The sequence below is a fragment of the Novosphingopyxis sp. genome, from assembly GCF_965218915.1.
GTDB lineage: Bacteria > Pseudomonadota > Alphaproteobacteria > Sphingomonadales > Sphingomonadaceae > Novosphingopyxis.
The window spans coordinates 1,085,036-1,099,581 of the sequence record NZ_OZ244708.1 but is presented as its reverse complement, the minus strand read 5'-3'; the positions used below and the strand labels follow the sequence as shown (position 1 = coordinate 1,099,581).

Below are 14,546 nucleotides of genomic sequence, written 5' to 3'. Positions count from 1 at the left end.
CAACATCCGACCCAATTGCGGGCAAACTCCCTGTGATGGGTATGCTCCAAAACCTGTCATCATTCTCATCAGCAAAATATGTAGGTTGCATCATAACAGCCTTACTGTATTAAGTCACTATGGCTGATGGGGCAGATTTTTTCGTCGCTGAGACGTTCGCGTGCGTCCCAACCACAATCGAGATGGCGATCGAGCGGCCATGAGCCAGCCATTTGTCAATGTTCCAGCGAACACGCCGGAAATACTGAGTTACAATCAACAGCACGATGCGATCTGGCTGGCACTCATTGCGTCGTTGATACTCATTTCCTGTGCATTCATGTGGTTTGGTTGGAGCGCATACGCGCGGGACCGGCTTTCAGTTGCGCTGGGACGGCGGCAACGGCTGATCACGCCGATCTATGTTTTCGGTTTCGTAGTCGCATTATGCCTGCTGGTGCTCCCCATCGGCTATTTTCTGGACATTGGGCTTGGTTCGGCTTGGGAACGGCCTGTGCCAAGCTTTGGCGACTGGTTGACCGGTAGTCTCATTACCGCTTTTGGGGCCGGGCTTTTGTCCGCCTTGCTCGTGCCGCTCGTTTATGGCGCAATGAAACGTGCGCCGAGCTTATGGTGGGCGATCGTTGCTGTTACTGCTTGGGTCGTCGCTGCCCTCGGCCTTCAAATCGATCAGATGTTTGTGAAACCGGCAAGTGCGAACATGCGGCCGCTTCCAGACGGCCCGATGCGTAAGGCATTCGAAGCGCTCGCGGAACGATGCGGTGTCGACCGGGTGCCAATCTTTTTGACGGACGACAGCGGAATTGGTGGCACAGTCCATGGTGTTTGGCCGTTCAGCCGTATTGTGCTGGGTGAGCAAACACTGAATAGCCCGCCCGGTGAACAGGTAACTACGTTCGCGCATGAACTGAAGCATTATCTGTTTCAGGACAATTGGCTCGCCCTGCTCACGGTTGCGGTCATCTTGATAGCTCTTGCTGCCTTGATTCATATAATCGCCAAGGTATTTATCTGGCGGTTCGGCAAATTTCTCAAGCTCGGTTCGATATACGACCTCGCGGCTTTCCCCCTGCTTGTCTCCACTGCACTCGCCGGTTGGACCTTTCTCGCCACACCGACATTGAATCTCGTGCAACAGCACGTCGAACGCGAAGCGACGCGTTTCTCCTTTGAGATAACTAGGGACAGCAATTCCGACCCGCAGCGGCTTGCGCGTGAAGGCGATCCTCTCGGGCTGAAAGAATACTACCCGTTCTACAGGGTCTTCCGCGCTAGCCATCCTTCCGCCGCAGATAACGCCCGGCTCGCGAATAGCTGGCGCCCGTGGGAAGAGGGCGAACCCGGAAGATACGAAGATGTGTGTGAGCCGCCGGTGGCGTCTGCTTTTTGATGATCCTCACCGAAAAGTGACCGTCCGCTTCATCTCCATCTGCATCATAAGCAGACAGACCGCTCTCCACCCCAATAACAGAAATTTGAGCGCTCAATCATGGGCGGCTCACCAGTGCTCAAAAAAATTCAAAGCAAACTTTAAAAAATTTTCCTGTCCTCAACTGCCATTGACCGGCAAATTCGATTTTCGGGGCCGACGTGGCATTTTTGGACCGCGCCGGACATTTTCGTATTCCTTGGTCATTGGCAGACCTCTGCGGTTCTCCCATTACTGGACGACGCATCGGCAACCATGTGCAACTTGAGATGTCTCTCGCCGCGAGTCGGCAACCAAGGAGACGCACATGGAACCACTTGCCATCTCAATAAATGAAACCGCCAAGGCGCTCGGTATCGGGCGATCATCGGTTTATGAACTTCTAAAATCCGGCAAACTTGATGCCTTCAAAATCGGCAGAAGAACCTTGCTAACCACCGAGTCCGTCAAGCGTTTGGCGCAGACACGACCCGACGAGTGAGTTGTTCGCAACAAGTGCCAGCAGCGCACCGCAAATCCCATAATTTTCCCTGACCGTGCTTTCACGAAAGGAACCGTCATGTCCAAACGATCTCTGCTTGCCCGGCTGACAGGATGGCCCAACATTACCAACAAATATCGCGCACACTGGCGCGTGATGATCCACACGCACCCGTTGATCCTCCAGCTCCTCGAAGACAATACCGACGGCGACACCCGCCGCGCTTCGCTTGCCGAATGGTATCGGGCCGAGCGTCCCGTCATCGATGTTCTGCGCGGCACGACCTCCCTGTTTCGCATCGACGGGCCAAGGCAATTTTTCGGCAGTGAAACCTTCGCGATGGGATCGCTGATCGAAAGCCCCGGTGTCACCGCGCATCTCGATCCGGTCGAAACGCTTCACTTAGAAGAGCGTGTCCGCAACGCCATTGAGAAGGAGATAGTGTGCTGGATCGCTGAACAAGGTTTGCAGGATCACCCGCCGATCGAGGCCTGTCTGGACCGCGATATTGAAGACCCCAGCGCCATCCGCCGGATGATCGACTGGACCCGCCGGAGTCGCTGGATGGAGAGCCAATCCTATGTCCGGTAATCTCGCAATTTGGAGAAAAGAAGATGGCCGCGATACTTCGTATCGGACCAGCAATTTAGATACACACCTCACGCACGGGTGCATCCAGCTTTTCTGCCATTTTTCGAGGGTGCGCCAAGGGTGCGCGATATTCTTGGACCATCAAAGTCGCGCAATTGCGCCATTTTTCGAGGGTGCGCAGCGCACCCTCGCGGAGACGGCGCTATGAAGCCTGTCCACCACTCCGTCCGACTGCCTGTCGCGCTCGATAAGGCTTTACGGTCATTGGCCGAACGAAAAGGCATCAGCGTTTATGCGATGCTTCAACGTAGCGTGAAAGCCGGAATTGCGGTGCAAGTAAACCCGCCAGCGAGGGATACCGACAGCGACGAAATTGTCACCGAACTGGCATCCATTAGCACGCGGATTGTCGATGTAGAGAGGATGCTTGACCGCGCCTTGTTCACATCATGCGCAGCCTATTGCTACGCCCGCAATGCTTCGCAGGGCACCCACAAGACCGACGAAACCATAACCGCCGAGATCACCGCTGCCTATGATCGCCAGCGGCGGCTGTCGCGGGAGGTGCAATCGTGAACCACGACAGCGACCGTCGCACCCATGCCGACGCGGTGCGTCGGCACAGCCGCACCAACCAGTTTACCCGCTTCAAACGGCAGGCCGGAGTCATGCTGGCATCAATTGCCCTGGGTGCAATCGTCACGCCCTATGCGATGCTCGACACAGAAGTGTTTCGGGCAGCGGCCATTTATCAATATGCTGGGGCCAAGAAGTGGTTTGCAGAAGGCACTATTGCCAATCCGACTGTAATCATCCGCGTCGATGGTGCCAGATATGCAGTGCCCACCCATGCTGTCATCGCCTATCCCTATTACCGGGATAGCAATCGCACAGTCATTTCAAAATTCGGGATTGGTGCTTGCCTCGGCTTTGTCGGATGGTTGGCGGGATTGATCCTGTTGCGCGGTGTTGCCGCGCGGCGACGCGAAGCGGCCTTGCGCGACCGCGTGATTGCCGGAACGCTTGTTACCAGCGAAGCCAGTCTTGCCAAGCTGACCAATGATGAGTCGGACAGCCGCGCCCTGTCGATTGGCAGCGTACCCTTGCCGAACCGGCTTGAGACGCGGCACATGGCAATGATCGGCACGACCGGTAGCGGCAAGACCACAGCCCTTCGCCAAATGCTTGACGGCATCGAGGCGCGGGGCGAAGCGGCATTGGTTTATGACACCAGCGGCGAGTTCGTGGCGCATTATTACAATCCCGAACGCGGCGATATCATCCTGAACCCGTTTGACGGGCGCTGCGCTTTCTGGTCGCCTTTCGATGAAATCGCCCATCCCGCCGATGCCGACCGCATCGCGCATCAGCTTATCACCGAAACCGGCCAGAACGACCGCGACGTGTGGCTGGAAACCAGCCGCATCTTGGTTGCCAATATGCTGCGGGCGCTATGGCACGAAGGCAAATGCAGCCTGCAAGATTTGCTGAGCGCCTTGCAGACCCGGACCAAGGATGACCTAAAAACATGGCTGGCGGGCAGTTCATCGGCGCGCACCTTTGCCGAAGATGCCGACCGCGCCACCGGCAGTGTTCTGTTCATGCTCGCCAAAGCCGCCAATTTGATTCAGTTTTTGCGCAATGAGGGCGAAGGTGATCCCTTCGCATTCCGCGAGTTCATTTCTACTCTCGACAAGCGATCAGGTCCGAAACCGTGGATATTCGTGCCGCGCAAAGAGGATTATTTTGAAGCATCCAAGCCGTTGCTTGCCTGTTGGCTGGAATGCGCCGCGAGCGCGGTGCTGGGACTGACGCCTTCGCCCGACCGGCGTATCTGGTTCATTCTTGACGAGCTGGCCGACTTGCCGCGCGTCGAGAATATGGCGCGGCTATTGCCCGAAGGGCGCAAATTCGGGGCCGCCGTGGTTCTGACCTTTCAGGCATTGGGTCAGATGCGCCACCGTTACGGGCCGCAGATAGCCGAATCCATGCTGGGCTGTTGCAACACGAAATTGTTCTTGCAGACCATCGACAGCGAAACCCGCCTCTGGGCCAGCCAGACCATTGGTGATTGCGAGGTCGAAATCCACACTATGACGGATGCTCTGGCAGACGGCGATGACAAGCCGCGAACCACATTGAGCAAAATCCGCAGAACCCGCCCTGCGATATTGGAGAGCGAATTGCGCCTCCCCAAATATGAGGCCTTCCTGTTGTTACCCGATGGTTTGCCCGTGGCGCGCATCAAGATGACCGCCGATCATTTGAAATCGCGCGGGAGCGCCAGACACCCCGCTTTCATCGCGGGCGATATGAAAACCACGCTTTGGCAGCAGAACGCCGATGCCCCGTCGCCACTACCGCCACCCGCAGTTTCCGATGACGGGCCGGTATAATGGTTGCGTCCGTTTCCGCTCTTTCAAGTTCGGGCCAAGCCGCGAGCTATTACGAGGCCGATGACTATTATGCCGAAGGCGGGCTTTCGCCGTCCGAATGGAACGGAAAGGGCGCGGAGGCACTTGGCCTGTCCGGCGACATTGACCGCGCGAAATTCCGGGACTTGCTCGACGGCAGGGTTGCGGGCCAGCAATTGGGGACCGTCCGCGATGGCGTGCTTGAGCATCGTTCTGGCTGGGATGTGACCCTGAGCGCGCCCAAATCCGTGTCGATCATGGCCGAGGTAGCAGGCGACCGGCGTTTGATTGCCGCGCATGGCGCGGCGGTCAAAACCGCGTTGGCGCATGTCGAGCAGCATATGGCAGCAACCCGCATTCGCGAGGGCGGCGCTGTGACCCGCGAGGCAACCGGCAATCTGGCCATCGCCAGTTTCCAGCATGGCACCAGCCGCGCCCAAGACCCGCAGCTCCACACGCATAATGTCATTCTCAATGCCACGCGCGGCGAAGATGGCACATGGCGCAGCCTTGAACCACGCGCCATTTATCAGCTGCAAAAACAGATTGGCGCGATTTACCGGCAGGAACTGGCACTCAAGGTTCGCGAGCTTGGCTATGAAATCGCCACGGCCAAGGACTCGATGTTCGAGATCAGGGGCGTTTCGAGCGAGACGATGGCCGCGTTCAGCACGCGCAGCGCCGCCATTGAGGCGGCGCTTGGCGAGCGCGGCAAGACCCGCGACGAAGCCAGCGCGGCGGAAAAGCAGATCGCGGCGCTCGATACCCGCCAAGCGAAAGTCGCGGCAGATCAGGCGTCATTGGTGACGGACTGGCGCAAGACTGCCGACAAGGCGGGATTTGATTCCAAGGCGCGATTGGCGCTGGTCGATGCCGCCAAGGACAGAGCAGCAACGCCCGAACATAAAGCCGATATAGCAATGCGCGGCGATTTGATCGCCGACCGCACTATTGCCCATGCCGCCGATAAGCTGGGCGAACGCCAATCGGTGTTTTCCGCAAGCGACTTGCAGGAAGAGGCTGGTCGCTTTGGCCTTGGCAAAGTCAGCTATTCCCAGATCGTTGAGGCTATCGACCGGGCAACCAAACAGGGCGACTTGCAGCCACGCAGCTTTATTGATCGGCGCGGGGCGGAGTTTGCAGGGTTCACAACCCGCAACAATGTTGAGAATGAAGGCAAGTTACTCCGCCTTGAAGCGAACGGGCGCGGTGTCATGCCACCCATTGCATCGCGGATGGAGGCGGCCAAATCTGTTGCCAGCGCCGCCGCCGATGCAAAACGTGCGGGTTTTGGCTGGAATGCCGATCAGCGCACATCAACCACTCAGCTTCTTACCAGCCACAACCGGATCACCGCATTGCAGGGCTTCGCAGGCACCGCCAAAACAACGACCGTTTTGGCGACCATTTCGCGTGAGGCCGAAGCGCGGGGCGTGAAGGTGACTGCGCTTGCACCGACCGCATCGGCGGCGATGGTTTTGGGAGAAGCGCTTGGCACACGCGGTGATACCGTTGCGCGGCATCTGTTGTCGCCCGAACGCGCCAGTGTCGGCAAACCTGCTCTATGGATGGTGGATGAGGCATCGTTGCTGTCTGCCCGCGATACCGCCAAACTGTTTGAACGTGCGGAAAAACACAATGCCCGCATCATCCTTGTTGGCGACATCAAGCAGCTAGGATCGGTCGAGGCAGGCGCAGCTTTTGCCCAGTTGCAGAGCGCGGGCATGGAAACCGCGAAATTGGGCGAGATCGTCCGCCAGACCAATGTTCTGGCCAAGGACGCCGTGCTCGCCTCCATCGAAGGCGATGCCCGAAAAGCCCTTGCCGCGCTAGATCGCGGCGGCGGCAGGATCATCGAATCGCCAGATCGTGCAGACCGCTTCGCCGCCATTGCAAAGGACTATGCTGCGCTCGATAAGGCCGCACGTAACAAAACCCTCGTGATTGAGCCATCGCGCGAAGGCCGCGATGCCCTGACCGCCGACATTCGCGCCGCGCTGACCAAATCGGGCGCGCTGACTGGCCCCGCCACCCAGATGCAAAGTCTTGTCGCCAAAGGACTGACCCGCGCCGAAGCGCGTGATCCCATAAGTTACGAAAAAGGGGACATTGTGCGCTTTATCCGCGATTATGCCGATAAGGGCGTTACGCGCGGCGAGGCTTACCGCGTCATGGGCGTTGACTTGGCCAAATCCGCCGTCACTCTCAAATCCGAAGATGGCCGCGACATTGACTGGCGCTTGCGGCAATGGGGCGCGAGCAAGGCGCAGGCTTTTTCGCCGCAATCGCTCGAACTCAAAACGGGCGACCGTATTCAGTTCACGCGCAATGACCATCTAGCAGGGCGGATCAACGGCGCGCGCGGGGAAGTGACAGCGGTGGATGAGCAATCGCGCACCGCCACAATCCGCAGCCCGCGCGGCCAGAGCCAGACGCTGAACCTTAATGCTCCGCGCGACCAGCATATACGCCACGCGTATGTCGAGACTGCCTTCGCTGCTCAAGGTCGCACCGCAGATCATGTCATAATCCACGCCGACAGCCGCGCGACCAACCTTGTTGACCAGAAATCATTCTATGTTGCCGTTTCGAGGGCCAGGGCGTCGGTTGCAATCTTCACAAATGACCGGGCCAAACTGGTATCTGCGATCAGCGAACGGGCGGGGATTTCACAGACTGCGATTGCACAGGCGGCCATGCCGGTGCCGAAAGCGGCGAAGATTCTGGGTGCAGGACTTGGGTGAACCAAGCTCAATTCCGCGTTTTGCGGGTTCATCGCAATACACAAACTGGTGAGGTTTGACGCCAATATACATTGGCCATTTGGGACGTTATATATACCCATGCATATTTGGAATACTCTCGGACCTTCATATTGAGCAGAGCCGATGGGACATTCCCGATCTAGCTCCCGATTACGGTGTGCTTGTCAATAGGGACTTTCAGCACCGGATTTCAATCTTACTGTTAGTCCGCCAAATCGCTGATTCTAGGGAATTCAGGTAGGATTGCCTTGGCCAGCGGCCGTGAGATGCGGCTCACAGCTCATCCAAATGTCCCGCTTCTGTTCAAAGTTGGGGCCAAATAGCAATCCGTAGCGCCCCTTCAGCTTTGTTAAAATTAGAGCGGGAGAAGCCGGTTCCCCTCATCGAATGATGCAGCTGTAGCTCGCTTGCACGGTGTCATCATTATTTTTCGCCTGTGTTCTATACCCCCCAAGAAATCTAAAGCGGAACTCGAAGGAGGGTGACTTGGCCTACTTCATTCAGCGGCAACCAGAAACTGACCGTTGTTGACCGGCACCCCGCTCCTAGACCAACCGGCTGAGGCAAGCCGGGGCTACTTGCGTCGACAAGCAATGGCTTCATTTGCCTCTTAGGATTACCGTTCACCGATTCATTCGCCCAAATCTATATCGAGTAACCTCACAAACTGCTGGCCAGAGTGCAGATCGCGCTCGACAATTCCGCCTTGCGGGGTTGCGCGGGGATACGATACTTTCAGGGTCGATAAGCGTTTAATCGGAAAGCATTTAACCATTTCTGCGTCAGTTTCAAATAATTGAGCGAACAGTGCACGATTCAGCTTCGGACTTGAAGCATATTTTTCAAAGTTCTCGACCCCGTCAAAAAAGAAGTCGATAGTAACCCAGAAAGGTCCAGCGTTCTTGGAACGCAGGTGAGTGCATACGTCTCTGACCAGTGCCATGTTTACGGCTCCCCATGCATATCGACCCATTCGGTCCGGACCAGAGACATCGGGTCGTCGATGTCGATTACATGGTTCAATTTGAACTCGTAAACCGGTCCTCGCTCAATGTCAGCGGGTGTGAATGCGAATCCATAACTGGGAAGTTCCGTATGAGCCGGCATGGGCATATGGAAAAAATAAGGGTTGCACGCCTTGGCGATTTGAGTGGCCATTACCTGAGTGTCGGCAGTAGCTACAAAGAGAACTCCAATCTCTCGGGGCGTCATCGCACCCGTTGGAACAATTTCGCCAGAAACCGCATTCCATCCGTAGAGCCTCAAGGAGATGTCAAAATCTCCCGCCGAATCCCCAATGGTGTCATGAACGCGCTGAACTAGGATCTTCTTCATGCGATCATGAAAGGCCTCGGGATCCCTCAGCACAACAGGATCTTGAATTCCAACCAACATAATAGTCTGAAAGCGTCCGATCGCAGCACCTTCGAGCTTCATTGTATATGGGCGCGTTTCCCACGTCGAGCCAACCACACGGACAAACCGATCGTCGATCTGTTTGTATTCTGCGTTAGTGACGTCGAGCACTCCGCCGGGCTCAATGAGTTTGAACGGATCGCTGTTCTCGTAGAGCATGTGTGCCGACACGCTTTGCGGCGTACAGCGATTAGCTGGATTCAATGGCTCTACATTGAAGCCATCTGCGTCAATACTAACTAGAACGCCTGAACCCGGCGTTTCCTTCACCGTGCACTGCGCGCCGCATTCGGCAATCTTACCTGCATGCCAGCTCGCCGCTCTGGGAGCGCCACGCATAAGCGCATATGCCGCGATTACTGCGGTGTCCGTCGTCCGTCCGCCTAGGACGATGTTTGCCCCTTCCTGCAGTGCAGCAATAAACGGCTCCGGACCCATCGCAGCTACGATGTGAGCGCATGAATCAATGGTAGCTTCATCAAGAGGCCCAAGAGGTGGTAATGGGCGAATTCGCCCACTGGCGTTGTAGGACTTTACCTCTGCCGCGCTTAATTCCGAATAGAGCAAAGCGATTTTCGGCCGAATTTCTAGTTCACGAGCAATTTCGACAGCGATGTCGCGAGTCCAGTCGAGATTACAATCGCCACCCGCCTGTCCGCATGACCCGATCAGTAATGGAATTTGGGCTTCGGCGCTTGCATTCATAAGGATCTTAAGATCGCGCTTTACGGCCTCTCGATTATTCTTCGAAATGCCGAGCGCCAGATAGGCTGCTCCGCTATCGGTGGACCCTGCATCCGAAGCGATCGCTTGTGCGCCCTTCGCGATACCATAACGAACTTCATTCTCGTCCACGCCCGCTCCAAGCGATCCTGTCGGGACGAGGATCATGGTGGACCCTGTGATATTCTCGCTATCCATTGAAATCACTCTCCAGTAAACTCAGTCGCTGGGTGCCAGACGAAGGGACTAAGTAATTGCTCCGGTAAGAACCGCAGCAGCGATAAGTGTCAGGGTCACCAGCATTGCCCATTTCAATGCGAATCTCTGTAGAGACCCTACTTCACAACCTATCAGCCCTGCGATTAGGTAAAGCGCTGCTACTAATGGACTTAGGCCATGAATCGGACCCGCCAAGAGGGAAGCTCGGGCAATAATGACAGGCTCGACTCCATAGTTGCTTGCGGTTTCGGCAATCACAGGAACTACTCCGAAATAGTAAGCATCATTCGACAAAGCGAAGGTCAGCGGAGCGGAAAGAAATGCGGTTACAATACCAAGCCACGGCCCAAGCGCCTCAGGAACAAGAGCCATTGCGCCTTGGGCCATGGCATCAGTCATTCCAGTTCCCGCTAACACGCCTGTAAATGCACCTGCTGCGAGAATCAGCAAAACAATCGGCAGGGCATTTCCGGCGTAAGACTGCAATCGCGCACGTTGTTGCGAAGGACTGGGATAGTTGACAATCATCGCAATGGAAAATCCAATCATGAAAGTAATCGGCAGCGGCATCGCACCAGACAGCACCGCCGCAAAAAGGATTAGGGTAAGAAACAAGTTGACCAGAAACAGCTTGGGTCGGGTCAGTTCTGGATCGCGATCAAAGGAAATTGCGGACTCAACGTGCGACACAACTTCACATCCTTCCGCCAACCGACTTCTCTCGCCACGACCGAGATACCAAGCGATAAGGATTGTCGAAGCGAGGCCACAGAGCATTGCTGGTATCAGCGGGGCAAAAACGTCAAGCAGTTCTAGTTGAAGAGCCGAAGCAACCCTGGCCGTTGGCCCTCCCCAAGGAGTCAAGTTTGTTACGGTGATCGAAAGTCCCAAGAGGGTCGCCAGTATCAGCGGATTCATTCCAAGCCGTCGATAGACTGGAAGAAACGCCGTGATTGTGATCAATGCAGAAGTCGCGCCGTCTCCATCTAGAGATACGATCATTGCGACAAGGGCAGTTCCAATTGCAACACGAACGGGATCTTCTCCCACGATTCGTAGTACAAAATCGACTAAAGGATCGAATAAACCGGCATCGATCATAATGGCAAAGTACAAGACCGCAAATAAAAGCACCGTCGCGGTAGGAGCGAGCGCTACAATTCCGCTTACGGCCATCGGCCCCAAATCGATCGTATGACCCGCAAGCAAACCGAATGCCAACGGGACAAGAATCAGCGCGACGAGCGCTGACATACGCCGCGTCATGATAAGTATCATGAAGCTGGCAATCATAAGGTAGCCGAGCCACATCAGCATACTTGACGCCTGCCGCGCTGGTTCATCTGTTCGCCCTTGTCACAGACCATTTAGAATTCGGCGCTCAAGGTAACGCCGAATTGGCGGGGAGGCCCGTATTGTACGAACACGCCCCCCGCAACATCGGTCTGATGCGTGCGGTACTCCACATCGGTGAAGTTTCGGACCCAAGCCTGAGCCGAAAAGCGATCGTTCAGGTGATAAGTTATGCTGGCGTCCCACAAAGTGCGGGGGCGGCGATACTCAACAAAATCATTGTCATTGTCGTCAAATATCTCGCTTCGATAGTCGGCGACCACCATCGCTCGCATCCATCCCCAACTCGTGCGCGATGAAGTGAAGCCCAAAGCTGCGTTGAGCGCATGCTTAGGTGTCCGGCTCAGTCGGTTCCCTGCAAGATCGCTAAAAACAGGCTGACCGTTGGCCTGAATGGCCGACGTCTGAATAAGGCTGTCAAACTTTGCATCGAGATACGCGTAGCGTGCAGTCAGGTCTACCCATGCAACCGGAGCAAAAATGAACTCGGTCTCGATGCCTTCAATCGTTGCATCGCCAGTATCGGTCACTATGCGCGACCCACCAGGCCCCAAGGTGGCATCAGGAATAGACTGGATCGTTTGCAAATCGGTATAATCCGCGATGAAGCCTGTGATGTTAAATCGTAAGCGACGGCTCAGGAAATCTGTCTTGATTCCGAGTTCATAATTGGTCACTTTCTCCGGATCAGTCGGAAGCCGAGCGATATCGGGGCCGCTTGGTTGCTCTTGGAAAGCCCCCGATTTGAAGCCGGTGGATACCGATCCATAAACATAAAGATTAGGATTAAAGCGGTAGTCGGCGCCGAATCGATAGGTAACTTCCTTCTCCCGGCTGATTCCGGGCGTACCGACTGTCGAGTAAGCAACCACCGGCGCTGCGCGGGGACCGGTCAATCGGAAAACCTCGTACTCCTTCTTCTCATCGGTGTAGCGCGCCCCGGCAAATATGCCAAAGCCGAAAGAAAATTTATATTCTGCCTCACCAAAGGCAGCATAGCTCCGATTATTGGCAAAACCAGTAAACTCGTTGATTGTCTGAGGATTTAGGGAGGTTTGGCTTTCGCGGACGCGCGTGATGTCATCATTGTTATAATAAAGACCAAACACCCAACTCAACGGATTCTGGTTCAATGAAGCCAGCCTTGTCTCAGCGGAATAGCTGTCAGCATCCTCAGCCTGAATTACCTGGATTCCGGACAGCGGCACTCCATTTGCGGCATTTTGTGCCGCCGTCGTTCCATCGAAATCTTCGAAGGAACTGAAATCAAGAGCCCGCCATGCGGCGGTAGCTGTCAGAGTTGCGAAGCCGAGAAAATCAGAATTAAGTTCAGCACGCACCCCTCCAGTATCGGTATCTATGCCGCCGAGGCGGTCAGGGTTTGCAATACGCGGTTCATCAAAATCGTCGAAACCTCTATTGTCTCCCGTTGCATTGAATGGAAGTATACGAACATTATATCGTGCGCCTTGTGCAATATCCTGACGCGCATAGTCTCCCGAAAGCAGTAGTGTCGTTTCGCCACCGAAACCGATGGTCGTTTGAAATCGCGCGCTGAGCTTGTTTTCGTCATCCAGATTTCGCCCGTCGAGTGTTTGCCGAAATCCTCCGTTAGTTATCGCCCCGAGCACCAACCGTGTAGCGATTGCTTCACTGACCGGCACATTCAACATGAAATGGCCATCCAATTGCTCATATTGGCCAAAAGTAAGCTCAGCCGCGGCCTCTGCAAAGTTCACCGGTTTGGCCGTAATGAAATTGACCGCGCCGCCAACGACGTTTTTCCCGAACAGCGTGCCCTGAGGGCCTTTGAGCACTTCGATGCGCGCCATGTCATAAAAATCGATACCGAGCATTGCGGCGCGACCCAAATAGACCCCATCCAGAAAGGCAACCGAGGAAGGATCGCCTCCAGCGCCTTGGTTCGAACTGCCTATTCCGCGAAAGAATGGACGCGGAGCTGCACGAGGGAAGGCATCAAAGCTTACTCCGGGAGTCGCCTGAACGAGAGTCCGTATATCATTGATGCCGCGAGCATTTAGCTCTTCATTGCTGAATGCAGTGACTGTGACTGGCGTGTCTTGAAGGGACTCTTCACGACGTCTAGCGGTGACGACAATTTCTTGGATTGCCCCTGTCGCGTTGGCCGAACTATCTTCTTCTTGGTCTGCCTGCGGCTGCGCATTTGACTCGCTCGTTGACGATTGCTGGGCAAGGAGCGGCGTAGCAGGCATCAACGCCGATGTAGCAAATAGGATAGCAAAATTGGTCTTCATGACATCCCTCCTCCGGTCGAAGCGCACGAAGCCAAAGAGCGCTTCCAGATTTATGCTGCTCGGATGAATTGATCGCCTCGAGCAAGCTGAAGGATGAGGATAGGCGAATCGCCCACCTGCCACGTGCAACCCAGGTTGCATTTGTCAAATTAAATTATTCTCCCTACTCTGCGGAAGGAAGAAGGGGAGGATCCGATGATAGGAATGCTGAGCGACGAAAACTGGATTCGCGATCTTCCCTATCACGTTCAACAAGCCATAGAAGAGCGAATGAGCACGGTTGAAATAGCGGCCGGATCGGTATTTAAGCATGCTGGTGGTGCGGCTGATGGTTTGTATCAAGTTGAGGAGGGCTATCTTCGTCTTCTCGGATTACATAGTGACGGCCGACAAATACTTATCCTGATCTATCGCAAGGGCAATACCTTTGGGGAGACGCCGATGGTAGCGGGACGCCCTTTCAATCACACCACAGTGGCGCTCACTGAGGTGCGAATTAAAAAAGTGGCCCAGTCAGATTTCTGGGATCTTTATCACAAGCATCCCGACATTCCCGAAGCACTTTGCCGCAAGTTTGCGTGGAACATTTCGCGGAACTTTGAGAATCGCGAGCTACGCTCTACACGCCGTTTGAGTGGTCAGATTGTCGCTACGATGGCGAATGTTGCAAAATTTTGTGGCAAGCCGGAACCTGATGGCGCGATAAGTATCGCGCTACCTATTACACAGATTGACATCGCAGAACATCTTGAGGTGACTCGCCAGGCTGTGCAGCGAGAAATGGCAAAATTGAAGAAGACGCGCCTCATCGAGAAGCGCTCAGGCACTTGGTATTGTCAAAGGGCAGAAGTTCTCCTGAGCGCCATCGAACCTGATTGA

11 protein-coding genes are annotated in these 14,546 nt (G+C 55.3%); 7 read left to right on the top strand and 4 right to left on the bottom strand.

Going from position 1 to position 14,546, the window contains the following annotated elements; all coding sequences use genetic code 11:
* Positions 1-199: 199 nt before the first annotated feature.
* The 6 genes from ACOQPC_RS05080 to mobF all read left to right on the top strand — a co-directional run bounded on the left by ACOQPC_RS05080 (position 200) and on the right by mobF (position 7,659).
* On the top strand, positions 200-1,390 hold the full coding sequence (locus tag ACOQPC_RS05080) for a M48 family metalloprotease (RefSeq protein WP_420607572.1): 1,191 nt from the start codon (positions 200-202) through the stop codon (positions 1,388-1,390).
* Positions 1,391-1,736: 346 nt separating this feature from the next.
* Positions 1,737-1,910, top strand: coding sequence for a helix-turn-helix domain-containing protein (locus ACOQPC_RS05075; RefSeq protein WP_420607571.1), 174 nt, complete (start codon positions 1,737-1,739; stop codon positions 1,908-1,910).
* A gap of 153 nt (positions 1,911-2,063) precedes the next feature.
* The gene (locus ACOQPC_RS05070; RefSeq protein WP_420607570.1) at positions 2,064-2,501 is read left to right on the top strand and encodes a hypothetical protein; all 438 of its coding nucleotides are present in this window, start codon (positions 2,064-2,066) and stop codon (positions 2,499-2,501) included.
* A gap of 204 nt (positions 2,502-2,705) precedes the next feature.
* Positions 2,706-3,077 (top strand): hypothetical protein, encoded by a 372-nt coding sequence (locus tag ACOQPC_RS05065; RefSeq protein ID WP_420607569.1) that lies wholly within the window; start codon positions 2,706-2,708, stop codon positions 3,075-3,077.
* On the top strand, positions 3,074-4,897 hold the full coding sequence (locus ACOQPC_RS05060; protein WP_420607568.1) for a type IV secretion system DNA-binding domain-containing protein: 1,824 nt from the start codon (positions 3,074-3,076) through the stop codon (positions 4,895-4,897). Before ACOQPC_RS05065 ends, ACOQPC_RS05060 begins: the two co-directional genes overlap by 4 nt.
* Entirely contained in the window at positions 4,897-7,659 is a 2,763-nt protein-coding gene (mobF, locus tag ACOQPC_RS05055) for a MobF family relaxase (RefSeq protein WP_420607567.1), read from the top strand. Before ACOQPC_RS05060 ends, mobF begins: the two co-directional genes overlap by 1 nt.
* Positions 7,660-8,311: 652 nt before the next feature.
* Here the strand turns inward: mobF and ACOQPC_RS05050 are convergent.
* The 4 genes from ACOQPC_RS05050 to ACOQPC_RS05035 all read right to left on the bottom strand — a co-directional run bounded on the left by ACOQPC_RS05050 (position 8,312) and on the right by ACOQPC_RS05035 (position 13,667).
* The gene (locus ACOQPC_RS05050; RefSeq protein WP_420607566.1) at positions 8,312-8,623 is read right to left on the bottom strand and encodes a DUF4387 domain-containing protein; all 312 of its coding nucleotides are present in this window, start codon (positions 8,621-8,623) and stop codon (positions 8,312-8,314) included.
* Positions 8,624-8,625: 2 nt separating this feature from the next.
* On the bottom strand, positions 8,626-9,951 hold the full coding sequence (locus ACOQPC_RS05045; RefSeq protein WP_420607565.1) for an acyclic terpene utilization AtuA family protein: 1,326 nt from the start codon (positions 9,949-9,951) through the stop codon (positions 8,626-8,628).
* 114 nt (positions 9,952-10,065) lie between these two features.
* On the bottom strand, positions 10,066-11,355 hold the full coding sequence (locus tag ACOQPC_RS05040; RefSeq protein ID WP_420607564.1) for a CitMHS family transporter: 1,290 nt from the start codon (positions 11,353-11,355) through the stop codon (positions 10,066-10,068).
* 50 nt (positions 11,356-11,405) lie between these two features.
* Positions 11,406-13,667 carry a TonB-dependent receptor gene (locus tag ACOQPC_RS05035; RefSeq protein ID WP_420607563.1) on the bottom strand — a complete coding sequence of 754 codons (2,262 nt, stop codon included), beginning with the start codon at positions 13,665-13,667 and terminating at the stop codon, positions 11,406-11,408.
* A gap of 195 nt (positions 13,668-13,862) precedes the next feature.
* Here ACOQPC_RS05035 and ACOQPC_RS05030 point away from each other — a divergent pair, with 195 nt between their 5' ends.
* Positions 13,863-14,546, top strand: coding sequence for a Crp/Fnr family transcriptional regulator (locus tag ACOQPC_RS05030; RefSeq protein WP_420607562.1), 684 nt, complete (start codon positions 13,863-13,865; stop codon positions 14,544-14,546).